This window comes from Enterococcus sp. B2E4 (assembly GCF_030499455.1).
Lineage (GTDB): Bacteria > Bacillota > Bacilli > Lactobacillales > Enterococcaceae > Enterococcus_D > Enterococcus_D casseliflavus.
Map to the genome: position 1 here is coordinate 195,104 of NZ_JAUKPK010000001.1, position 21,103 is coordinate 216,206.

Genomic DNA, 21,103 nt, shown 5'->3' on the forward strand with positions numbered 1-21,103 from the left:
AGATTGACATTGCTGCGCCCTTTTTCTATAATGTTATTTGTTGCTGATTGATTTCAACAGCTTAGGCGAAGTGAGCATTCGCTGAAATTTATTTGTTCCAGTAGCTCAGCCGGATAGAGCATTCGCCTTCTAAGCGAACGGTCGGGGGTTCGAATCCCTCCTGGAACGTTATATTATCGTGCATAGCGCTAGCAGATCGTTAGGAATCTTGATTCCTAGCGATTTTTTTTTGACAAATTTTTTAAAAGCCACTTTTTTCAAACGTCACTTTTACCACAAATCAGCAGCACGGTGCTTTTCTTTTGCAAACAACCTATTAACTAATTATCTAAAACATCATTAATTATCACATATAGTTTTAACTGCTAAATAAATATGATATTATCCTCTCAAAGAGCGGCTTAATTGCAAAGCTCGTTTATGGTTTCCCATAATCCAGTAGCTTCACGTTTTTAGATATTATACTTCTCGAACACAACTAACAAAATTTATTCCATAGGAGGAATTTTGATGGAAGAATGTCCTTTTTGCCGTATCGTCTCTGGAAAAATAAAAAGCCATGTAATCTATGAAGATGACAGTATTTGCGCCTTCCTTGATCATGCCAAAGACGTGGATTATCATATGCTGGTTATTCCTAAAAAACATTACACCAGTATTTTAGACTGCGACCCCGTTCTTCTTGCTCACCTCATTCAAACGGTTCAAAAAATAGCAGATCATTGTGTCACTCGCTTAGGATTTGATGGGATTAATTTGCTAAGCGCAGCAAATCAAGCAGCGGGTCAATCAGTCCCTCACTTTCATCTTCACTTGATTCCGAGAAAAAAATGTGACGGTATCAATGCGTGGCCCACATTCAATGGAGCAGCGCTCTCTTTAGAGGAAGCAGCGGCATTTTTGACCTTTGAAACAAATAGTAAGGCAGTTTAAACAAAACTCAGTAGACTAAATCTTACTTAAAAGCGCTTCTTAAAATACTTGATAATACTTTACTTGTTCTGCTAGCTGATCAGCTGGTCGAGCACCATCCAGTACATAGTCGGCTGTTTCAGCAATGATCTGTTCGTGTAAAACAAATAGCTCCCTTGCATAGGAAAGATAAGTATCTGCCCAAGTCAAAATCACTTCTTTTGATTCGTTCGTATAATCCCGTTTAATCTGACGAGCAAAAGCAATATCTAGTGGTGTTTTCAAATAAATCACCGTATCGATCAACTGACGCAAATCTTGGTGCTCATATCCGAAGGGAAAGTCCACAAAAATGATTGGGTAAAGTAGCATCGCTCTCTTCAGATCTTTCAGTAGCAGACTGATGTCATATTGATTGATCGCTGCGCGGGGATCTTGTAAAAAATAATCAAAAGATGGTGCTGAGGGCAATGCATCGATACTATAATCATCAAAGGAGATCACTATTCCATCTGCCAATCTACTCAATTCACGAACCAATGTCGTTTTGCCGGACGCTGTAACACCACTGACTACAATTACTTTCCCTTTCTTCATGAAGTCCCTCCTCTGTCGTACCTTCAGTATAACACGCTCAACCAATCCGTTTTCTTATCCTCCCCCTGCAAAAATTATGCTATGCTTGACAAGAATAAAGAAAGCAGGTGTCCTATGGAGATAACGGTATATATCGCAAGCGGGTTTAGTAAAAATCAAACAGGTGGCAACAAGGCTGGAGTCGTTTTGCTGGAACAGCCCCTTACACCACAACAAAAGTTAGCCATCGCAAAAGAGTTAGGCTTTTCAGAAACAGCTTTTTTATCGAAATCCCCGGAGGCCGATTTCCGATTTGACTATTTTACACCAAAAGAAGAAGTTGACTTATGCGGACATGCAACAATTGCTTCCTTTGCTCTATTGTCATATTTGAACAAACTTTCCAAGCAACAGTATCGCATCGACACCAACGCCGGACGTTTGTCGATCACCATCAAAGACGGTGTCATTTTCATGGAACAGAACAAACCGCTGTTTTCAGATGTCCTTTCACTAGAACAATTAGCTGACTGTTTCGATACCAATGCTATCAATGATCAAATTCCTATTCAAATCGTTTCTACAGGATTAAAAGATATCCTTGTTCCAATCAAAACAACGGCCCAGTTGCAGCATGTTGCACCTGATTTTGAGGAAATAAAAAAAGTAAGTGCGCTGCAACAAGTAGTTGGCATGCACTTATATGCAATGGAAAAAGAACGAATCGTTTGCCGTAACTTTGCCCCATTATTTGACATCAATGAAGAATCTGCCACAGGTACTTCCAATGCCGCTTTGGCTTGCTTCTTGCATCAAAAGTGTTCCCTTGAAAAAGAAGTGTATCGCTTTGAACAAGGCAGCAATTTAGGTGAACCTTCTGAAATCTTTGTCAAACTAGCTACGTCCTCGCGAAAGGAAATCCATCGTGTTTACGTTGGGGGCAGAGGGCATTTTTGCGAGACAGTCACCATCGACACCGATACACTGGCATAATCACAACAATTTAGGCTGATCTTCCATCAGCCTTTTTTTCCTCTTCACACAGCGTGCTCTTTTTTCCTAGCAGCCCATCAGTATCTCGAATACTAGTTTTCTCATAAAAAAAAGAACCCAACTCGGGTTCTTTCCTTCACCTTGATTTTCTATGAAATACCGACAAGTTCTGCTAACAGCTCACTGACTTTAGGCAGTGGCTCGTTCTGTAAGGCTGCTACGATTTTTGAACCGATCACTACCCCATCGCACACTCGAGCAAAGCGCTGCACGTCTGCGTGGGTCGAGACCCCGAAACCAGCTAGTACAGGAATCGGACTTTTTTCCGAAATGGCTTGCAAATGCTGATCCAGCTGTTCGTTGTATTGGCGATCTTCTCCAGTGACACCGTTCACTGTCACAGCATAAACGAATCCTTCCGCTTCTTCGATCAGCGTCTGAATTCTGTCTGGAGGACTGGTCAAAGAGACCAGTGTGAGCAGCGCGAGATCCGCCGCATCAAACGTAGGCGTTACTAGCGATCGATGTTCAAAAGGCAAATCTGGAATAATCAACCCTTTCACATTTGTCGTTTTTAACTCATTTGCTAACTGTTCAATCCCATAATGAAAGAATGAATTGGCATACCCCATCAATACCAGTGGAACCTCAGAATGGATCGTTTGCAGCGCAGCAATGATCTTTTTTAAAGTGGTGCCATTGGCTAATGCCTGCATTCCAGCTGCTTGGATGACCGCTCCATCTGCGACTGGGTCTGAAAAGGGCACGCCGATTTCAATGGCGGCTGCGCCATGTGTCGTCAACAGTTCGATTTCTGCTGGCAGGCGTTCCAGTCCGTTGGCACCCGCCATGATATAAGGTACAAACAAAGGCTTGCCTTGTTTTTGGCGCTCTTTTAGTTTCATCGTCAATGTTTTGCTGGTCATTTCGCTTCCCCTTTCCGATCTTTGATTTGTTGAACATCTTTGTCCCCTCGCCCAGACAAACAGATCACTAAGCGTTCTTCTGCTGTCATCGTTGGCGCTAACTTTAAAGCATAGGCAACGGCATGAGCACTTTCCAAAGCGGGAATAATGCCTTCGATTTGAGACAAGAGATAAAAGGCGTCAACAGCTTCTTCATCAGTGACCGCGAAATACTCCGCACGTGCAATTTCCTTCAAATAAGAATGCTCGGGACCGACCCCCGGATAATCCAAACCAGCTGAAATCGAATAGGGTTCAATCACTTGCCCATCATCGTCTTGCAGCAAATGCATTTTGGTACCATGTAAAATACCGATACTGCCTTTCGTCAAAGTCGCCGCATGCTCGGTAGTATCCACGCCTTTTCCAGCTGCTTCAACGCCAATCAAACGAACGGTTTGATCGTTGATGAAAGGGTAAAACATTCCCATCGCATTGCTGCCGCCGCCAACACAAGCAACGACTGTCGTTGGCAGTTGTCCTTCTTTTTCTAATAGTTGCCGCCGTGTCTCACTCCCAATCACACTTTGAAAATCTCGAACGATCTCTGGAAAAGGATGCGGACCGAGTACCGAACCCATCACGTAATGAGTGTCCTCGACGGTTGCGACCCAGTAGCGCAGCGCTTCATTGACAGCATCTTTCAATGTCTGATTGCCTGATGTGACTGAAACCACTTTTGCTCCCAACAATTCCATTCGAAAGACGTTTAGTGCTTGCCGCTGAACATCTACCGCGCCCATAAAAATCGTGCATTCCATACCGAACAACGCGGCCGCAGTTGCTGTGGCGACGCCATGCTGCCCAGCACCGGTCTCTGCTACCACTTTCTTTTTCCCCATCCGTTTTGCTAATAAGACTTGGCCAAGTGCATTATTGATTTTATGGGCACCCGTATGATTCAAATCTTCTCGCTTCAGATAAATTTTGGCACCGCCTAAGTGTTGTGACAAGCGCTGGGCATGATAAAGGGGGGTCTCTCTTCCTACATACTCTTGTAAATATTCCTGTAATTCAGCTTGAAAACTTGCGTCCGTTTGTGCTTCACGATAGACAGTTTCCAATTGCTTGACTGCATACATCAATGTCTCTGGCACAAACTGTCCGCCAAAAGAACCATAAAATCCTGTTTTTGTGGGATACTGAGTCATCTTTTTTTCTCCTTTACTAAATGAATAAATTGTTCGATTTTCCGACTGTCTTTCTTGCCCTGGGTTTCAACGCCTGAAGAAACATCGACAGCATAAGGCCTAAAAAGCTGGATCGCCTCTTCTACATTTTCCGCGTGCAACCCGCCAGCAATAAAAAATCGCTCAGACAACGGCAACGGTTCTCTCGCCGCTTTTTGCCAATCAAAGGACTGGCCGTTGCCACCAGCATAAGGGTGATCTCTTACTGGAGCGTCCAATAAACCAAAATCTGCATCGCAGCTCAGAAAGTCTTGCTCTAAAGTCTCTGCTTCTCCATCAAAGGCTTGGATCACTGCGATCTTTTGATGAGCAAAAACCCCCTTCTGAATGGCTGTTTGCAAAGATGGCAGAACCTTTCCATGGAGCTGAATCGCTGTTAGTTGGGCGGCTTGAATTGCCGCTTGCACTTCTTCAACACTTGGAGAAACGAAAACCCCGACTTTCCCTACATTTTCGGGTACTTGCTCCGTTATCTTGCGGACTTGGGTCGGATCGATTCTCCGACGGCTTTCGGCAAAAACAAAGCCAAGGTAATCTGCTCCTGCATTGATGGCAGTTTCGACATGCAGGCGTTCGGTGAGTCCGCAAATTTTCACTTTGGTCATCGGCGGCTCACCTGCAAATCTGCCGCTGTTTCAGCAATTCGATGGCTTCTCATCAACGTTTCTCCAACGAGGACTCCATGATAAAACGGTGCAAGCTGCAGCACATCTGCGGCAGTTCGAATACCAGATTCACTGATATAAACCGCCTCTGATGGCTGAGGTGCTAAAGCAACACTGACATCCAAGGAAACGTCAAAAGTTTTTAGGTCACGATTGTTGACGCCGATGATTTTGGCACCTAATGCTTGGGCGTGTTGAAATTCAGCCGCATTATGAGTCTCAACGAGTACTTCCAACCCTAGTGCTTCGGCTTCTTGATACAGCGCGACGAAACGGGCTGGCTCTAACGCAGCCACGATCAATAAAACGATACTGGCACCTGCATTCTTGGCGCGAATCAATTGTTTTTTGTCGATAATGAAGTCTTTGCATAGTATAGGCACCGAAACAGCCTTACTGACTGCTTCAAGATCTGCCAGCGAGCCTTTGAAAAACTGCTGGTCGGTCAAAACGGAAATTCCGCTGACACCCGCGGCTTCATAAGCTTGCGCTTGCGTGACTGGGTCGATCGCTTGGTTAATGTCTCCTTTTGAGGGTGAAGCACGCTTGATTTCAGCAATGAGGTGCATCTTTTGTGGTCGGTCCTTGACTTGCTGATAAAATGATGGGCGTTTCGCTACGACCTTTTCGGTTTCTTGTGGCATCGCGGCAACTTCTTCAACTTTTTTCTGGATGATCGTTTCTAAAAAATCCATGATTCTCCTCCTTACAGCTTTCGTAATTATTGACTATTTGACTGGCGGATCAACTCCTGCAGTTTGTCATAGGCGGCGCCCGAAGCGATACACGCCCGTGCCATCGCAAACCCTTCCGCTATCGTGGCGGCTTTGCCGTTAGCGTAAAAACCTAACCCTGCATTTAAGACCACCGTTTCTAGATAAACGGAGGGTTGATTTTTCAACACCGCAGTTAAGATCGCTGCATTTTGAGCGGCATCCCCACCGACGATCGCCTTGATCGGCGCTGGCGTAAAGCCGTACGCTTGTGGATCCAAAGAAAAATTGGCTACCTCTCCTCCTTGATAAAAGCTGATCGCAGTTTCACCTGCCAAATTGGCTTCATCCATTCCATTGCATCCATGGATCACCATTGCTCTTTGCCGACCAAGACTGCCTAACGCCTGAGCGGTGTCGGCCAAGCTCTCGCCTGCGTAAGTCCCAATCAGTTGCGTATTCAACGGAACAGGATTGATCAAGGGGCCTAATAGATTAAAAATCGTTGGCGTTGCTAATTCTTGCCGTATCTTCATCACTGCTTTCATGCCTGGATGCAACGAGGGAGCGAAGAGAAACGCGATGCCGACAGTCGTTAATAGCTCAGCGATTTTTTCTGGTGATGCTTGGATCGATACCCCCAAGCAGGCTAAGACATCGGCACTGCCTGAACGACTAGAGATACTGCGATTGCCGTGTTTTGCCATCGTGATTCCCCCAGCTGCTAACACGAAAGCAGCCGTAGTGGAGACATTAAAACTATTGGAGTGGTCGCCGCCAGTACCGCAATTATCCATGGCGTCTCCTCCTTCATAAGGAATGGTCACGGCATGCTCTAACATGATTTCCGCTAAAGCGGTCAATTCGGCGGCTGTGATGCCGTTGATCTTCATCGCAACTAACGCTGCCCCCAATTGACTTTCTGAAAAGATCCCGCTTAAAATTCCTTGAGCAAAGTGGCGCATCTCCTGATAACTTAAATGACTGCCATTAAAAAGCTGCTGGGTGATTTGCTGCGGCTGCTGAATTTTGACTGCTTCCATAAATGTTCCTCCTTTTTCATTTGCTGCTTTTTGCTGATTTCTCTGAAATGAGTTCAAGAAACCGTTGGATAAAAAACGCCCCTTCGTTTGTCCCCATTGATTCAGGGTGGAATTGAAGGCCTACGATCGGCTTTTGTCGATGCTGGATCGCCATGATGATCCCTTTTGTTTCAGCCAATACCTCAAATTGTGCAGGAAGGGTCGCTGGCTCAATGACCAGCGAGTGATAGCGCATGACAGTCATGTCTCCTAGGTAGGTTTCGAATACGCCTTTTTTCTGATACGTAAGGCTCGATTGCTTGCCGTGCATAATGGCTGGTGCTTGGACCACTTTGGCACCAAACGCTTCTCCAATGGCTTGATGACCTAAGCAGATCCCTAGAAGCGGCTTGCTATTGTGATATGTTTTGATCAAAGGAATCATGAATCCTGCCTCTGCGGGACGTCCTGGTCCGGGGGAAAAAATGATGGCTTCTGCTTCTTCAGCAACAAGGAAAAGGTCTGGATCATCATTTCGCAAGACGACTGTTTCTTCTGGACAGAGCTGGAGAAGATTGTAAGTAAACGAATCATAGTTATCGACGAGTAAGATCATTGGCTGACACCTCCAATAGTGCTTTGGCTTTGTGTAAGGTTTCGTGGTATTCAGATGAGGGATCAGAATCATAAACGACACCTGCCCCTGCCTGGACATAAGCGATCGCGTCTTTCAATACCATTGTCCGAATCCCGATGGCAAAATCCGCTTGATCATTTCGAGAAAAATACCCAACGGCTCCCGCATAGACCCCTCTTCGAACAGCTTCCCATTGATAGATGCGAGTCATGGCACGAATCTTTGGTGCCCCGCTGACCGTGCCTGCTGGCAGGGTTGCTTTCAAGGCATCCATTGCCGTCACACCTGCTCTGCGCTTGGCAGCCACCACCGAAACGATATGCATGACATAGCGGTATTTCTCGATCACCATGTATAAAGGAACATGAATCGTGCCATGTTCAGCGATTCGGCCCAAATCATTGCGCCCCAGATCGATCAGCATTTGGTGCTCTGCACGTTCTTTTTCATCTGCTAATAGTTCCGCCGCCAAAGCTTCGTCTTCTGCTTTGGTTGCCCCTCGTTTGCGTGTACCAGCGATTGGATTTGTGGTGATCGTTGTTCCTTGAACCCGAATCAAGCTTTCAGGTGAACTGCCGATCACTTTGAATCCGTGATCGAAATCAAGATAATAGAGGTAGGCAGACGGATTCGTCACTCGCAGTTTTCGGTAATAGTCAAAAGGATCTTGCGTAAATGCTGCTTGCAGACGTTGGGAAGGAACCACTTGAAACATATCCCCTGCCGTAATTCGGGCTTTTGCCTCACGAACGATCGTTTCATAGGCATGTTGGGTAACATTACTTGTAAAATGCAGCTTTTCATTCGATAACCCACGGGTCTCAGCTGCGACCGGTGTCCTTAATTGCTGCTGCACCGCTTGGAGTGCCCGCTTCATCTCGGCGGTCCCCCTTTGGCTGTAGCAATTTTCAAGGATGATGGTCAAGGTTTCCCTTTGATGGTCCAGAACGAGAAAGGTTTCAAAAAGCCAAAAGGCCATATCAGGCACCTGCAATTCATCTGTTGGCAGTTGTCCAATGTCTTCATAGCAAGCTGCGATATCATAGCCCGCATACCCGATCGCCCCACTTTGCAACGGCAGATCCGATAAAGCGGTGATTTCTTTTTTGACTACATACCGTTCCATTTCTTTTAAAGGGTCCTGACAGGGATACTTGTTGACCGTTTTTTCCAAAAGATCCTCCACTTGAAAAACACCATCCTTAAAGGTCAGTTTCTGAACAGGATCAAAGGTGAGGATCGAATAGCGTCCCGTATCTTCTTCTCTGGGAATACTTTCCAGTAAACATTTATGCGCCCCTTGAATCCGTAAAAACACTGAGACAGGTGTCAAACAATCGCTGTTGATTCGTTCCATTCGATACATAAGCTGCTCCTTTCTTTGTAAACAAAAAGCCCTCAAGCAAACATCATAAAAACGTCTGCTTGAGGGCGAATGACCGCGGTACCACCTCAATTGAAAGTTGCCTAAAAAAACAACTTCTTCTCTATCAACCGTCTAACAACGGTCTTCCTCTATAACGGGAGTTCCCGCATTTTCCTACTGCCAAAAAAAGGGTTCAAAAAATGATCGGCTAAGGCCATTTCCTTGATTTCTTGGTATCGGACTCTCATCACCGCCGACTTTCTGTAACCAAAAAAGACTCAAGTACTTCTCTTAGTTTGATTTTACGTTTATTTTTTTATTGGTTGAAGGGCAAGAAAAACAAAAAAGCCCTCATGCAAACAAACTCGTCTGCATGAGGGCGATTACTCACGGTGCCACCTCAATTGGTTCTCTAGATCGTCTATCAACGATCGTTCTCTGTAACGGGAGATCCCGAAAAAAGCCTACTGATTTCAGCCTTTCGACACAAAAGTCCATTTCTGAAGCGTCAATCTGCTGATTTACACCACCATCAGCTCTCTGCAAGACGAACGTCCTCATACTTCTCTTTTGTTTGGTCTTTACTAGTTATTGGTAGCTATATTACGTGGCTTTTGCTGATCTGTCAACAGAAAAAAGCGAATTTTCTTTTTTTGTCTCCTTTTGACAATACAAGAAAACAACCTACAATGGGTTGCCTTAACCAAAATAAAAAGACATTCTTTTGGACAAAAATCTCCTTCACTTCTTTCAGCGTACTTAATTATAGCTGCTACTCCATTTAAATAATATTTGTTTTTTTTATAACCCTTACGTGAAGATCAAAGAGTGAAAGCTTTGCTATAATTTTGCCAAAAAATCGACATTTATCCAAAATTTTCATAACATCATGAAAAAACAGAATTGTTATTTGAAATATTCTTCTATATGATTGAACCGAATGTAAGAAAGGGTGATTAAATGCACATAGACAAATTATATTTTTCCACCTTTATTTATAAAATGAGCTGCTTAGAATTTACTTACTCTCTCATTCAATCCAATGAGAAAAAAGTCGAATTATCCGAGGAAGAACAAGCAGAAATTGAATGGATCATCAATTCTGCGCTCCATCGAAAACTCTACGCCTCTCGCAAAAAGAGTCTTTTTTCCTCAAAAATAAAATTGTCGAAAGAAAGTTATTCTATGTATTTGCGAATGAAGAAATACGAACACATGATAGACCTCTAACCGTTAAAACACATAAAACAAACGCATTCCTTTAGACAGTTACTCAGAAGGTTGCCGATCCCAGCTTTTTTAATAAAAAAAACATCATCCAGTGAATTGGAAATAGCAAAACTTGCCTTTTTCGTATAAAATCAAAAAGAACACGAAAGAGTTGTCTTTCATCAAAACAGTCAATGTGACTCTTTTGACCTTCAAGACTCGGAAAGGAAGTTTTTGTCATGGATGGGATGATGAAAAAAATCATTACGGAGAAGGATTTATTACGTCAGATCCTTCTCTTGGAACAACTGGCGAATCACAAAATGATCACTGCCAAGCAACTAGCAAAATTGATCGATACGACGGAGCGAACCGTTTTTTCCGATCTAACCTATATTCGCCAACAATTGCCTGATGGTTGGCAGATCGAAGCTGCCAGTAGTGGCTTTGCTCTGACCCATGATGGGCCATTGTTGATGAGTCAGCTCTGGGAAACGTTTTTCCCTCAATCGATCGGTGTTTCTTTGATGAAAGCATTGCTTTTTTCCAGCGAACTCCGTACGCAAGATATTCTTAACCAAACAGGGACATCCTATGAGACCTTGCGACGACATGTGACAAAATTAAACAAAAGTCTCACTGATTTTTCGTTGCGGATTCGGATCACCAATCGCATGATCCGCTTTGAAGGAAGTGAGATCAACATCCGTGTTTTTTTTCATCGCCTGTTACTGCCATACACCCATAACAATTACTTTTTTGAGGAATATACGATTCATGAGTCCCACTATTATCATTTCTTGGATCGCTTAGCAAAAGCCAAGCTGCAGATCGAAGTGGAACAAATCTACGGTACCTGCTGGTTTTTTATCAATACGATTCGCATCAAAGCCAATTGCCGTATCGATTCCTTTGAATTTCAGGGGGACGATCCCCTTTATAGCCTTTTCCAACAGCCATTAAGCCAGCTGTATCAAAAAGAAGGCGTTTATTTAGAACGCAGCGAACACTTCTTTAGCTTCTACTGCTTCTTAGAAAGTTGGAACTACAATAACGACTGGTCCGCAACGATCCAAGCAACCCTTGAATCCTACCAAACCATTTATCAGAAAACGACCCATTTTGTTGGAAAACTAGGCCGCTTGTTGCAGTTGTCTTTAGCTAGTGATACACAACTGATTGAGAATCTACTGTTGCTTTTGATCAAATCGCAAGAGTCAGCCAAGCTCTCAGAACTGTTCGGGCTCGAATTTCACGAGATCCAACGGTTAAATCAACCCTATTCGCTACCGATCGAAGCGACGATCCATGACTTTTTAGAAGAGCAAACAGCCAGTCAATCGGAAATGAGTTTTCCATTATGGTCAACCACCACCTTACTGATCCAACAAGCGATTTTACAAATCAATCCCATTCGCGCAAAAGGGTATTTTGTTTTCCAAGGTGAGCCTGCCTGGAAAGCTTATCTCCTGCAAGAATTGAATGACTTCCTCGGTGCCCGCATCCTTTTATCGGCGATCGAGCCTGGTCAACTAGAAGCGTTGGCGAAAATCGAGGTTGATTTTATTCTCTCAAATTTCCCTTTAGAGGAAGTATCTGTTCCAGTTTTTTACTTATCGATGGTACCAACGAAAAATGAGCTCAATCAAGTGACTGAGCTCATCCAAACCTATTATTTAAGCTATCGCTAGAATCATCAAGCTGCCGCTACTGCTTCACTGGAGCGGCTTTTTGCCGTCCTTGCAGCTTATTCGTAATAAATTTCTCACCCTCAACGACTGCGAAAAGGAGTGCGCCGTTAGCAGCGATACTCAACTGCTGCATCAAGGTCAAAGAACCGATCCCTAAAAGCTGGTGTCCTAGAGGGGTTAGGAAAATCGCTGCCTGTAATACGATCAGCAGTGAAAGAGAAACGAATAGCGCTCGGTTGGCAAACAGTTGGCGATTCAAGGCTGGCTTGACCAGCTCCCGACAGTTCAACAAGTAGACCGCTTGGGCAAAGACGATACTTTGCAGCAGCATGCTTTGCTGAAGGACCGTTCCCTCAAATTGAACCGCTAAGACGTAAGAAGGAATCATGATCAACAGCGAGACGTAGAAGATGCGGAACAAGCTGTACCAAGACAAGATGCCTTCTTTGATTGGCCGTGGTGGTCGATTCATGACATCCGCACTTGCCTTTTCAAAACCGAGTGCGTAAGAAAGCGTGATCGTTGTCACCATATTTACCCATAAAATTTGGACAGGTGTCAGTGGCAGTGGTCGGTTCAACAAGAGTGCCGCAATAACGATCAATCCTTGAGCAACCGCAGTTGGTAAGAAGAAGTTGATGGTTTTCTTCAAATTATCGTAGATTCGACGACCCACTCGGACGGCATTGGCGATCGTATGAAAATTATCGTCTGCCAAAACCATATCGGCTGCTTGCTTGGTTACTTCACTGCCTTTGATCCCCATAGCGATCCCAATATCGGCTTTTTTCAGCGCTGGTGCATCGTTTACGCCATCACCGGTCATTCCGACGATCTCTTCATTCGCCTGCAAAGCACTAACGATCCGTAATTTATGCTCAGGGGTCGTTCGAGCAAAGATGTCTGTCTTTTGGACTGCTTGCTGCAATTCTTCCTCCGACAACAGATCGATTTCTAGCCCTTCCAACACGTGATTCGTGTGCTTCAAGCCAATTTGCTTGCCGATGGCTTGAGCGGTCTTGCCATGGTCTCCTGTGATCATTTTGACTTGGATGCCCGCTTGCAAGCACTCTTTTACCGCTTTGATGGCACTGTCTTTCGGAGGATCAATGATACCAGCGATCCCGACAAAGGTTAAATTGGTTAGCCCTTCGTGGGACAAGGACTCCTGTGCCGACAGCGTCAGATGCGCAAAGCCGATCAGCCGCTGCCCTTTCGCTGCTAATTTTGCACTTTCATCTAACCACCATTGCTTTTGATCTGAAGTCAGTTGGCTTTTCTCAAGCAACACTTCGGGCGCACCTTTGACAAAAACTACCGAGGCATTCGGCTCTTCTTGATTTTGATGGCGTGTTGCCATGTACTTGTAAGAGGAACTAAAAGGAATCTTATCGACTGTTTTACGCAATGGTTGCTGCGCTGATTCTGCGTATTGTAACAAGGCTTTTTCGGTTGGGTTCCCAACGAGATCCGCAGCCTTTTGTCCTTCGTCTTGCTTCAAGTCTTGACAATTTGCCATGATATCAAGCACCGTTGCTTTATCCACGTTTGACTCAACTAAAACATTGACGACCGTCATTTCATTTTTGGTCAAGGTTCCTGTTTTGTCTGAACAAATCACCGTCATGGCACCTAGTGTCTCCACTGATGGCATCGTTTTGATGATTGCTTGCTCCTCAGACATTTCCTTGACACCCATCGATAAAATCATGGTCAGCACGGCTGGCAAGCCCTCAGGAATCATCGCTACCACTAAGGCGATACCTGATGAGAACAAGAGATCAAGATCAAAGCCGTAGCGGAAGGTAGTAAAGAAGATCAAGAAAACCACTAATCCGATAATGCCTTTAAAGATTTGGTGATTCAATTGCTTCATTTTTTTGATCAACGGGGTTTCTTGCGCTTTCACAGACTGAATTGCTTGATTGATCTGGCCGATTTGTGTATCGTCGCCTGTTTCAACGACGATCCCGCTGGCAGTTCCGCTTTCTACATGGGTACCAGAAAACGCCATGTTCCGCTGGTCACCAATTGTACTTTCTTGAGTAATAGGCTCGGTCATTTTTTGAACAGGCTCAGATTCGCCAGTTAAAATCGACTCTTCAATCACAAGATCATGGGTTTCGATCAAGCGCATATCTGCTGGTACAACATCTCCTGGTCCTAAAACGACTAAATCTCCATTTACTAAGGAAGAAACAGCAATTTTCTTTTTGCGGCCGTGAACATAAATCGTTGCTTCTTGCCCCATGAACTGCTTCAATCCATCCAGTGATTCTTGGGCTTTACGCTCTTGCCAGTAGCCGACGAATCCATTGATGACGACGACCGCCATAATAATGCCGCTTTCGATATAATCACCAGAAATCCCTTTTAAGACGGCTGCGACGATCAAGACCAACATCAGTAAGTCGGTAAAGTGCTTGCCGACTTTCTTCCATGTGGGGATCTGCGCTGCCTCAGTAATTTTATTTTCACCTTGCTTTGCTAAACGCTGGTTGCGTTCTTCGGAGGAAAGGCCCTGCCGTGTTGTTTGCAACGTGTGTAAAAGTTCTTCTGTTGTGTTTTTGTACCAATTCATATTTTTTTCCTCCTTGTTTATTTATTTGATCTGAACATAGTATAAGACATTGAAACCATAAAATTCTGGCGATAATTTCAGCGGGGCCTGAAAAAAATGAGTGCTTTTCTTAAAGGGGAAGAGCGGCTTGGTCTCGTGGCTTCACACAACCAACTGAAAACGTCCGTTGATTGTTTTTGCAGGTGGAATCAAGTAAACTAGGACACACCCAATCAATTTCTATCTGTCCCATCATCCAAAGGCAAGATAGACGAAAGGAGCCAAAGAAATGGCAATCTATACCGATACAAAAATCGCTCAAGGACCTTTTCTTTTCATTTCTGGTCAAACGCCGTCGCAAGACGGAGCCACACCTGAGGACCCGCAAGAGCAAACAACCATCGTTTTGAAAAAGATCGAACAGCTTCTATCAGCCAATCAGTTGACTTGGTCATCAGTGGTCAAAATGACCGTCTTTTTAACAGATGCTGCCTACTTAGCTGCTGTCCGTACGGCGTTTACAACTATTTTGGCAGAAAACAAACCAGCCATGAGTCTCGTCATCGTTGCCGGCTTGGTTGCCCCTGAATTTAAAGTAGAGATTGATGCACAAGCTACCTTGGCTTAAGCACAGAGAAAAACACCAAAAAAACTTCGTACAAAAGGCAGTAGCCAATACGAAGTTTTTTTGGTATTATCTTCTTATTCAGTCCTATTTGAAGCGTCTGATTCAGTCTTTTTTTGCCACTGCTCCACAAAACCAGCGATGGCTTGAGCAGTCTGTTGAGCATTCACTAAGGTTCGCTTTTTCTCCATCGCTTCTGTCAACGAAATCGGACCTTGCTGGATACAAAAGACGGCAGATAGTAGTTGCGGCAGTTTTCCTAGATCGTCGCTTCGGGAGCCGCAGATGGCAACAACCGGGACCTGATGTTTGTGGGCGAGCAACGCGACGCCATAGGGTACTTTTCCCCCAGCGGTTTGCCCATCGATGCGTCCTTCACCCGTGATCAACAAATCTGCTTCTTTGATTTTTTCCTCAAATCCAATCAATGAAGCGATCGTCGCAAATCCTGGAACCAATTGACCACCTGCCAAACGAACAGCACCACCAAGCCCACCTGCCGCACCAGCGCCAGGGACTTCCAGATCGATCCCCGTGGTCCGCTTGATGTGCTCAGCCAAGCGCTTTGCCTGCTGATCCAACTGCTGGATCGTTTCTTGGGATGCCCCTTTTTGCGGACCAAAAACCTGCGCAAATCCCTGATTGCCAAAATAGGGATTCGTTACATCGGCCAATGCAAACAGGTCAATTTGTGCAAGCAGAGGGTTCAACTGGCTGAGCGCCAGAGATTCTGCTTGCAGCAAAGGATTGTTTTCCATCCGCTCGTTTCTTTGAATGGTTGCTCCTAGCGCAAGTAAAAAGCCTACGCCCCCATCAGAAGTGCCGCTACCGCCAAGAGTCAGGTAAATTTTTTTCACACCTTGCCTGCAAGCTGCTAAGACCATTTGGCCTAAACCAAAAGAAGAGCTATTGCGGGTGGTCTCGTCACTAGGTTCCACGAGTTGCAACCCAATCACTTCTGCAGATTCAATCAGGGCAATTTTTTCTTCCTTGATTTTGGTGACCAACATACGGGCTTGCAACTTACCGCCTAATGGAGCGGTCACTGAAACCGTTTCGTAATTGCCTCCCAGCGCAGCAATGACTGCTGCCATTGACCCTTCTCCCCCATCAGCGATTGGGATACTGCGTGTTTCCCACTGGTCTGAAAACCCGCTTAAGACCGCTTGATTTAGTTCTGCGGAAGTGGCACTTCCTTTGAAGGAATCGATCGCTGCTACAACTTTCATTTTTCTACCTCTCATTTACGATCATCTCTTTCCCAAAGATTGGAATACTTCGCCTTATAATCAACTTTTAGTTAATTAAATCAACCAAAAATTAACTAGCAATCCATTGTAAGTCATCTCTTATCCTCTTATGATAGAAGTATACCAAACAAACCTATCGGAGGTGCACTATGGACTTACCAATTGGCGAGGAAATCGCTCGGAGAAGAAAACAACGAGGTATTACCCAGCAAGAATTAGCAGTGTTTATGAATGTGTCCAAAGCATCCGTTTCGAAATGGGAAACGGGACAGTCTTATCCAGATATCACCTCGCTGCCCTTATTAGCAGCGTATTTTGATTGCAGTGTCGATGAATTATTGATTTTGGACTCGCAGCTATCTCCTAAAGAGATCCAACGAATCTATCAATTACTAAAAGACGCCTTTCAAACAAAAACACCAAGCGAAGTCCTCGCGCTGGCACAAAGTTTTACCAAACGGTATTACTCTTGTTACCCGTTCTTGTTACAGATGGGCTCCTTTTACTTAAATCATTGGGATCTTTTGCCAGATGTCCCTGTAGCAGATAGCTCAGAAGGACACCCCTCTGAAGAAGCCTTGATGGAAGCGAAAAAAACTACCTATTTGAAAGAAGCAGAAATCCTTTACCAACGGATCATTGCGCATGGTGACAATGCGTTAGCACAACAAGCGCAACAAATCGAAGCCTATTGTCTGCTGATGAGAAACCAACCCGATGAGGTCTTGGCGATCCTTGGCACGAAAACTCTCTCTTTTTTACCTAGCGAACCGTTGATTGCCGCCGCATTTCAGCAAAAAAATCAGTTGCAACAAGCTGAGATTGTGACGCAAAGTGCGATTTACCAATACTTGATTCTTTTTATGAGCTTACTGACAAATTATTTGGCAATGCTCACACAAGACGAGGAGCAACTGGAAAAAACCTTTGCACGTGGGCTGGCACTCAGCGAGAGCTTCCAACTGGCCCAGCTGCATCCTATTTCTTTACTGAATTTTCTAGCCGCTGGGATGGTTTCTTTTGCCGCTTTGGGAAAAGAAAGCTTATTGCTGCAAGCATTAACGCTGTATGTGAAAACATTAGCAGACACGCCTGAGGAAATCGTTTTGAAAGGAGACGATTATTTCAACAGCATCGATGAGTGGATCAGCGAATTAGAATTAGGCAGTCAGATCCCGCGGAACTCAGACAATGTCAAAAAGCAATTTCTCGAAATCGCGCAGTTCACACCATTATTTGAACCTTATCTGAAGCAACCACTATTTGAAGAATTATTTCAGCAGCTGCAAAAACTGTCCGAACAAGAAAATGAGCCACAAAGGAGGGCTTCACATGAATAGTGTTTCACTAAATATACCAGAAAATATGTCTGATTATTTGCCCGTACTGATCCCCTTGATTGTTTTGCAATTGGTCCTGATCATCTTGGCGGTTCGCGATATTTTAAAACAAGAACAGTTTAAATTCGGCTCCCGCCTTCTTTGGCTTTTCATCGCCTGTTTTGTTAGCCTGATCGGTCCTATCCTTTATTTTGCTTTCGGAAAAGAGGGTCAACAATGAAGATGATCGAGATCAACCATTTATCCAAGCGTTTTGGGCGCAAGCAAGTGCTGCAAGACCTAACCTTTTCGGTTCCAAAGGGCAGCGTTGTGGGGTTTGTCGGGGAAAATGGTGCTGGCAAAACAACGACCATGAAAGCGATTTTAGGATTGCTCCCCATTGATGAAGGCGAAATCACCGTTTGCGGCGAAGTGGTGCAATTCGGCTCAGCCAAGACCAATCGCTGGATCGGCTATTTACCAGATGTACCGCAGTTTTACTCGTTTATGACAGCTGTAGAATATTTGACTTTTTGCGGAAAGATCCAGCCCAATCAAGAACCTTTTCAGCCTCAGCGGGTGATGGAAGTTTTAGCGTTGGTAGGCCTGGAAGCTTCGAAACAAAAAATCGCTGGCTTTTCTCGAGGCATGAAGCAGCGTCTTGGATTAGCTCAAGCATTGATCAACCGACCAGCTATCTTGATTTGTGATGAGCCGACCTCTGCACTTGATCCTTTAGGTCGCAAGGCCTTTCTTGATGTATTGGCTAAAATCAAAGAAGAAACGACAGTTCTTTTTTCATCCCATATTCTCGCAGATGTCGAGCAGCTGTCCGATTACATTGCGATTTTGCACAAAGGCCAGATCCAGGCGTTTGAACCGATGGATTCCTTAAAAAAACGTTATCGAAAAACCGCCTTTGGGATCGTCTTTACCAACGAAGGTGAGCATGTGAAATTTGCCAATCTGTTAGCATCCCACGGCATTGCGGCAGAAAGAAAGAACAATCAATTACTGATCGACGAAACTGCCGACACGAATGTTGGAAAGCAGTTGCTGCGATTGCTCAATGAACAACAGATAGTACCTGAATCCTTTCAACGGATCGAACCGACTTTAGAGGCGATTTATTTGGAGGTGATCAAATGAAGGTGTTTCTTGTTTTCTTAAAAAAAGAATTTCTCGGTGGTCTTCGCAGCAAAAAACTGCTGATTTGTTTGATTCTGTTTGCGCTGATTGGTATGCTCTCTCCCTTTACCGCGAAAATCATGCCCGATTTGATGGCCAGTATGATGCCAGAATCGATTGAGGTCACGATTGCTGATCCGACTGCGATCGATGCATGGCTGCAGTTTTACAACAATATTGGAACGATTGGTCTGCTGGTATTTGTGGTTCTTTTTACCGATACGCTCTCTGCCGAAATAGCCCAAGGGACCTTTATTCAGCTGATTACGAAAGGATTACCGAAAACGACGATCGTCTGTGCCAAAGCTGGCTATTTAACGATTCTGTGGTCTTTGAGTTACCTCCTAAGTGCCAGTGTCAGTGCTTTTTATACGATGATTTATTTCGATGATTCCAGCGCTGCTCAAGTCCCTAGCGCATTGTTCAGCTATTGGCTGTTTGGTTTACTAGCAATCAGTATCCTGCTGCTAGGCTCCAGCTTTGCTAAAAGTATCTATCAAGGTTTGTTGTTTATTGGCGTCTGTTATCTGATCGGACTGTTAGGTAGTTTGTGGAGCCAATTAACAAATTGGAACCCTTATTCTCTTTCTAGCCAATTTCCTAACTACTTAACCAACCAAATCAAACTAGGAGAACTACTGCCAGCGCTGCTGCTGAGTTGCTTATTGATCATCAGCTGCCTAGCGGGGGCTATTGCTGTTTTGAGAAAAAGAAACTATTAAAAAACCATCGGTGCAAATGTTGTACTGACCTCCTGTAGGTAGACGTTTCGTCTAACTCTTGGGGGTCACTACCTGTTGCACCGATGGTTTGCTTCTGCTAGTTTATTCTAGTTCTGCTGTTTCTTGAACGTTCACTGCTTTTTTTGCCTGTGTTTTTTGCTCGATCCGCATAAAGCAGCGCATGAAAAAGGCAATCAAATAGATAGAGAAAGCGGAAATGAGGGCTTCTTGCCAAGAAAAAATCAGGAGATTCAACAAGATGATGATCAGATTGGTTAAAAAGACACCACTAGATTTTCGAATGCCATAGTATTTTTCCAAAATCAGCGGCGGAATCGTGACCCCACCATTGGAAGCACCGATTTTATAAAGTGAAAAAATACCGAAGCTAAAGAAGAAACTACCTAAAATCAAGGAAACAGAATAAAAACGCAAGAGCATGATCTCTGGTAAAAGCGCCAGAAGAACGGGAAATGCCAGACTGCCGATAACCGTATTGACAAAGACCTCTCGCTTTAAAAGCAAAAATGCCAATGCCAGCATCAATAAATTAATCCCCCAGACAACGATATGACGATTGATCGACCAGCCGGTTTCGATCAGGTAGCCGATCGACCCGACACCAGCAGAAGCAATACTGTGAGGCAAAAGGAAAAAGTTTAATGCGATGCAGATCCACAGCACCCCAAGCAATAAAGCAAGATTTTTTTTGATAAGTGATTCCATCAACGTTCTCCTTTCAATCTGGCAACTAATTTTATGGATAAAAGCTTCTGTCTATTCTATCAAAAAAAGCTCAAAAGAAAGAACCATTTTTTTCATGAAAACATGAAAAAAATGATTCTGAACTTCAAGAAAGCATGTTGGTTTTCATCACAAATGCACAGGCTTTAGGCTGTATAGCAGTGATACATCGCAAGCATTTCTTCTGCGACTGCTTCTTGCCATCCCCCTGGCTGTAACATGCATTCTTCCATTGATGGCAAATGAACAAAGCGAACAGCCAACTCTGAGCCTACAATCAATTGGTAGGACATTAAGCGATTTTTTTGCTGCAAGAGCAGCTGATGCTTTTCAGGGGCAAGAAAAGGCGCTGTTAAGTCTGCCAATTGCTTCAATGCCTCCGATGTACAAAGTCTTTTTTCGGGTGCGACACTGATCAATTGGTTGACCTCTGCTAATTTCATTGCCTCGATCACCCGCAGCGTTGCCCGAGGATCATGGATATCCGTCAAAAAAACCGACTGGCAGCTTTGCAATGCCCGAACGAGTCGTCCTAAATCGAGAAAGTCACCATCAATGATCGTCTCACGCGCAGCATCGATCTCATGCAAACGCTCCGTTGCACGGCGGGCATAGAGTACGAGTGGTCGATTGGTTCTTTCCAAAAGTTTTTGCCGTGATCGCTGACCGATCGTGCCAGCAGCACCTAAAATCGCAAGTCGTTTCATAAGCTCCCTTTCATTTTTGAAAAATTCAAGCCTCGTTCTTTGAGTAGAA

Annotated in this window: 20 protein-coding genes, 1 tRNA gene and 2 other annotated features; of the genes, 9 read left to right on the forward strand and 12 right to left on the reverse strand. The window is 44.4% G+C overall.

What is annotated here, in order from left to right; genetic code table 11:
• The first annotated feature begins 94 nt into the window (after nt 1–94).
• Together Q1X33_RS00965 and Q1X33_RS00970 are read left to right on the forward strand one after the other, a co-directional pair.
• Nucleotides 95–168, forward strand: a tRNA-Arg gene (locus tag Q1X33_RS00965).
• Between the two features lie 342 nt (nt 169–510).
• Nucleotides 511–933: an HIT family protein gene (locus Q1X33_RS00970; protein ID WP_301969458.1), complete on the forward strand. Its 423-nt coding sequence runs from the start codon at nt 511–513 to the stop codon at nt 931–933.
• Nucleotides 934–972: 39 nt separating this feature from the next.
• Here Q1X33_RS00970 and Q1X33_RS00975 read toward each other — a convergent pair whose 3' ends face one another.
• Nucleotides 973–1,509: an AAA family ATPase gene (locus Q1X33_RS00975; RefSeq protein WP_005225743.1), complete on the reverse strand. Its 537-nt coding sequence runs from the start codon at nt 1,507–1,509 to the stop codon at nt 973–975.
• Between the two features lie 114 nt (nt 1,510–1,623).
• Between Q1X33_RS00975 and Q1X33_RS00980 the strand changes: the two genes are divergently transcribed.
• The gene (locus tag Q1X33_RS00980) at nt 1,624–2,481 is read left to right on the forward strand and encodes a PhzF family phenazine biosynthesis protein (RefSeq protein WP_005225742.1); all 858 of its coding nucleotides are present in this window, start codon (nt 1,624–1,626) and stop codon (nt 2,479–2,481) included.
• Nucleotides 2,482–2,630: 149 nt separating this feature from the next.
• Here Q1X33_RS00980 and trpA read toward each other — a convergent pair whose 3' ends face one another.
• From trpA to trpE, 7 genes are read right to left on the reverse strand one after another with little or no spacing between them, the layout of a single operon-like run.
• The gene (gene trpA / locus Q1X33_RS00985; RefSeq protein ID WP_005225741.1) at nt 2,631–3,407 is read right to left on the reverse strand and encodes a tryptophan synthase subunit alpha; all 777 of its coding nucleotides are present in this window, start codon (nt 3,405–3,407) and stop codon (nt 2,631–2,633) included.
• Entirely contained in the window at nt 3,404–4,597 is a 1,194-nt protein-coding gene (trpB, locus tag Q1X33_RS00990; protein ID WP_005225740.1) for a tryptophan synthase subunit beta, read from the reverse strand. The genes trpA and trpB overlap by 4 nt, the downstream gene beginning before the upstream one ends.
• Entirely contained in the window at nt 4,594–5,241 is a 648-nt protein-coding gene (locus Q1X33_RS00995; RefSeq protein ID WP_005225739.1) for a phosphoribosylanthranilate isomerase, read from the reverse strand. The genes trpB and Q1X33_RS00995 overlap by 4 nt, the downstream gene beginning before the upstream one ends.
• On the reverse strand, nt 5,238–5,996 hold the full coding sequence (gene trpC, locus Q1X33_RS01000) for an indole-3-glycerol phosphate synthase TrpC (RefSeq protein ID WP_005225738.1): 759 nt from the start codon (nt 5,994–5,996) through the stop codon (nt 5,238–5,240). The genes Q1X33_RS00995 and trpC overlap by 4 nt, the downstream gene beginning before the upstream one ends.
• Before the next feature lie 26 nt (nt 5,997–6,022).
• Nucleotides 6,023–7,057, reverse strand: coding sequence for an anthranilate phosphoribosyltransferase (gene trpD, locus Q1X33_RS01005; protein ID WP_005225737.1), 1,035 nt, complete (start codon nt 7,055–7,057; stop codon nt 6,023–6,025).
• Between the two features lie 16 nt (nt 7,058–7,073).
• Nucleotides 7,074–7,652: an aminodeoxychorismate/anthranilate synthase component II gene (locus Q1X33_RS01010; RefSeq protein WP_034868485.1), complete on the reverse strand. Its 579-nt coding sequence runs from the start codon at nt 7,650–7,652 to the stop codon at nt 7,074–7,076.
• The gene (gene trpE / locus Q1X33_RS01015) at nt 7,633–9,039 is read right to left on the reverse strand and encodes an anthranilate synthase component I (protein WP_005225735.1); all 1,407 of its coding nucleotides are present in this window, start codon (nt 9,037–9,039) and stop codon (nt 7,633–7,635) included. Before trpE ends, Q1X33_RS01010 begins: the two co-directional genes overlap by 20 nt.
• A gap of 58 nt (nt 9,040–9,097) precedes the next feature.
• Nucleotides 9,098–9,345, reverse strand: a binding site (T-box leader).
• Between the two features lie 66 nt (nt 9,346–9,411).
• Nucleotides 9,412–9,624 (reverse strand) — a binding site (T-box leader).
• An 863-nt stretch (nt 9,625–10,487) separates the two neighbouring features.
• Here trpE and Q1X33_RS01020 point away from each other — a divergent pair.
• Nucleotides 10,488–11,939, forward strand: coding sequence for a helix-turn-helix domain-containing protein (locus tag Q1X33_RS01020; RefSeq protein ID WP_301969459.1), 1,452 nt, complete (start codon nt 10,488–10,490; stop codon nt 11,937–11,939).
• Between the two features lie 16 nt (nt 11,940–11,955).
• On the opposite strand, the gene Q1X33_RS01025 is transcribed toward Q1X33_RS01020, so the two are convergent.
• Nucleotides 11,956–14,520, reverse strand: a complete 2,565-nt coding sequence (locus tag Q1X33_RS01025; RefSeq protein ID WP_005225731.1) for an HAD-IC family P-type ATPase — start codon at nt 14,518–14,520, stop codon at nt 11,956–11,958.
• A 268-nt stretch (nt 14,521–14,788) separates the two neighbouring features.
• Between Q1X33_RS01025 and Q1X33_RS01030 the strand changes: the two genes are divergently transcribed.
• Nucleotides 14,789–15,127 carry a RidA family protein gene (locus Q1X33_RS01030; protein ID WP_005225730.1) on the forward strand — a complete coding sequence of 113 codons (339 nt, stop codon included), beginning with the start codon at nt 14,789–14,791 and terminating at the stop codon, nt 15,125–15,127.
• 74 nt (nt 15,128–15,201) lie between these two features.
• Here the strand turns inward: Q1X33_RS01030 and Q1X33_RS01035 are convergent, their stop codons facing one another.
• Complete coding sequence (locus Q1X33_RS01035; RefSeq protein ID WP_005225729.1) at nt 15,202–16,353, reverse strand: glycerate kinase; 1,152 nt, start codon at nt 16,351–16,353, stop codon at nt 15,202–15,204.
• Between the two features lie 170 nt (nt 16,354–16,523).
• Between Q1X33_RS01035 and Q1X33_RS01040 the strand changes: the two genes are divergently transcribed.
• From Q1X33_RS01040 to Q1X33_RS01055, 4 genes are read left to right on the forward strand one after another with little or no spacing between them, the layout of a single operon-like run.
• A complete protein-coding gene (locus tag Q1X33_RS01040; RefSeq protein ID WP_005225728.1) occupies nt 16,524–17,714 on the forward strand; it encodes a helix-turn-helix domain-containing protein in 1,191 nt (396 codons plus the stop codon).
• On the forward strand, nt 17,707–17,934 hold the full coding sequence (locus Q1X33_RS01045; RefSeq protein WP_005225727.1) for a PLDc N-terminal domain-containing protein: 228 nt from the start codon (nt 17,707–17,709) through the stop codon (nt 17,932–17,934). Before Q1X33_RS01040 ends, Q1X33_RS01045 begins: the two co-directional genes overlap by 8 nt.
• The gene (locus Q1X33_RS01050) at nt 17,931–18,842 is read left to right on the forward strand and encodes an ABC transporter ATP-binding protein (RefSeq protein WP_005225726.1); all 912 of its coding nucleotides are present in this window, start codon (nt 17,931–17,933) and stop codon (nt 18,840–18,842) included. The genes Q1X33_RS01045 and Q1X33_RS01050 overlap by 4 nt, the downstream gene beginning before the upstream one ends.
• On the forward strand, nt 18,839–19,603 hold the full coding sequence (locus Q1X33_RS01055) for an ABC transporter permease subunit (RefSeq protein ID WP_005225725.1): 765 nt from the start codon (nt 18,839–18,841) through the stop codon (nt 19,601–19,603). Before Q1X33_RS01050 ends, Q1X33_RS01055 begins: the two co-directional genes overlap by 4 nt.
• A 102-nt stretch (nt 19,604–19,705) precedes the next feature.
• Here Q1X33_RS01055 and Q1X33_RS01060 read toward each other — a convergent pair whose 3' ends face one another.
• Both Q1X33_RS01060 and Q1X33_RS01065 read right to left on the reverse strand, forming a co-directional pair.
• Nucleotides 19,706–20,329, reverse strand: a complete 624-nt coding sequence (locus Q1X33_RS01060) for a YitT family protein (RefSeq protein ID WP_005225724.1) — start codon at nt 20,327–20,329, stop codon at nt 19,706–19,708.
• 164 nt (nt 20,330–20,493) lie between these two features.
• Nucleotides 20,494–21,054 carry an NAD(P)H-binding protein gene (locus Q1X33_RS01065; RefSeq protein WP_005225723.1) on the reverse strand — a complete coding sequence of 187 codons (561 nt, stop codon included), beginning with the start codon at nt 21,052–21,054 and terminating at the stop codon, nt 20,494–20,496.
• Nucleotides 21,055–21,103: the final 49 nt, after the last annotated feature.

What these genes read in the sequence shown, in the direction of transcription:
- Q1X33_RS00970 (WP_301969458.1), top strand. Translation starts at nt 511, where the DNA reads ATGGAAGAATGTCCTTTTTGCCGTATCGTCTCTGGAAAAATAAAAAGC.
- Q1X33_RS00975 (WP_005225743.1), bottom strand. Translation starts at nt 1,509, where the DNA reads ATGAAGAAAGGGAAAGTAATTGTAGTCAGTGGTGTTACAGCGTCCGGC.
- Q1X33_RS00980 (WP_005225742.1), top strand. Translation starts at nt 1,624, where the DNA reads ATGGAGATAACGGTATATATCGCAAGCGGGTTTAGTAAAAATCAAACA.
- trpA (WP_005225741.1), bottom strand. Translation starts at nt 3,407, where the DNA reads ATGACCAGCAAAACATTGACGATGAAACTAAAAGAGCGCCAAAAACAA.
- trpB (WP_005225740.1), bottom strand. Translation starts at nt 4,597, where the DNA reads ATGACTCAGTATCCCACAAAAACAGGATTTTATGGTTCTTTTGGCGGA.
- Q1X33_RS00995 (WP_005225739.1), bottom strand. Translation starts at nt 5,241, where the DNA reads ATGACCAAAGTGAAAATTTGCGGACTCACCGAACGCCTGCATGTCGAA.
- trpC (WP_005225738.1), bottom strand. Translation starts at nt 5,996, where the DNA reads ATGGATTTTTTAGAAACGATCATCCAGAAAAAAGTTGAAGAAGTTGCC.
- trpD (WP_005225737.1), bottom strand. Translation starts at nt 7,057, where the DNA reads ATGGAAGCAGTCAAAATTCAGCAGCCGCAGCAAATCACCCAGCAGCTT.
- Q1X33_RS01010 (WP_034868485.1), bottom strand. Translation starts at nt 7,652, where the DNA reads ATGATCTTACTCGTCGATAACTATGATTCGTTTACTTACAATCTTCTC.
- trpE (WP_005225735.1), bottom strand. Translation starts at nt 9,039, where the DNA reads ATGTATCGAATGGAACGAATCAACAGCGATTGTTTGACACCTGTCTCA.
- Q1X33_RS01020 (WP_301969459.1), top strand. Translation starts at nt 10,488, where the DNA reads ATGGATGGGATGATGAAAAAAATCATTACGGAGAAGGATTTATTACGT.
- Q1X33_RS01025 (WP_005225731.1), bottom strand. Translation starts at nt 14,520, where the DNA reads ATGAATTGGTACAAAAACACAACAGAAGAACTTTTACACACGTTGCAA.
- Q1X33_RS01030 (WP_005225730.1), top strand. Translation starts at nt 14,789, where the DNA reads ATGGCAATCTATACCGATACAAAAATCGCTCAAGGACCTTTTCTTTTC.
- Q1X33_RS01035 (WP_005225729.1), bottom strand. Translation starts at nt 16,353, where the DNA reads ATGAAAGTTGTAGCAGCGATCGATTCCTTCAAAGGAAGTGCCACTTCC.
- Q1X33_RS01040 (WP_005225728.1), top strand. Translation starts at nt 16,524, where the DNA reads ATGGACTTACCAATTGGCGAGGAAATCGCTCGGAGAAGAAAACAACGA.
- Q1X33_RS01045 (WP_005225727.1), top strand. Translation starts at nt 17,707, where the DNA reads ATGAATAGTGTTTCACTAAATATACCAGAAAATATGTCTGATTATTTG.
- Q1X33_RS01050 (WP_005225726.1), top strand. Translation starts at nt 17,931, where the DNA reads ATGAAGATGATCGAGATCAACCATTTATCCAAGCGTTTTGGGCGCAAG.
- Q1X33_RS01055 (WP_005225725.1), top strand. Translation starts at nt 18,839, where the DNA reads ATGAAGGTGTTTCTTGTTTTCTTAAAAAAAGAATTTCTCGGTGGTCTT.
- Q1X33_RS01060 (WP_005225724.1), bottom strand. Translation starts at nt 20,329, where the DNA reads ATGGAATCACTTATCAAAAAAAATCTTGCTTTATTGCTTGGGGTGCTG.
- Q1X33_RS01065 (WP_005225723.1), bottom strand. Translation starts at nt 21,054, where the DNA reads ATGAAACGACTTGCGATTTTAGGTGCTGCTGGCACGATCGGTCAGCGA.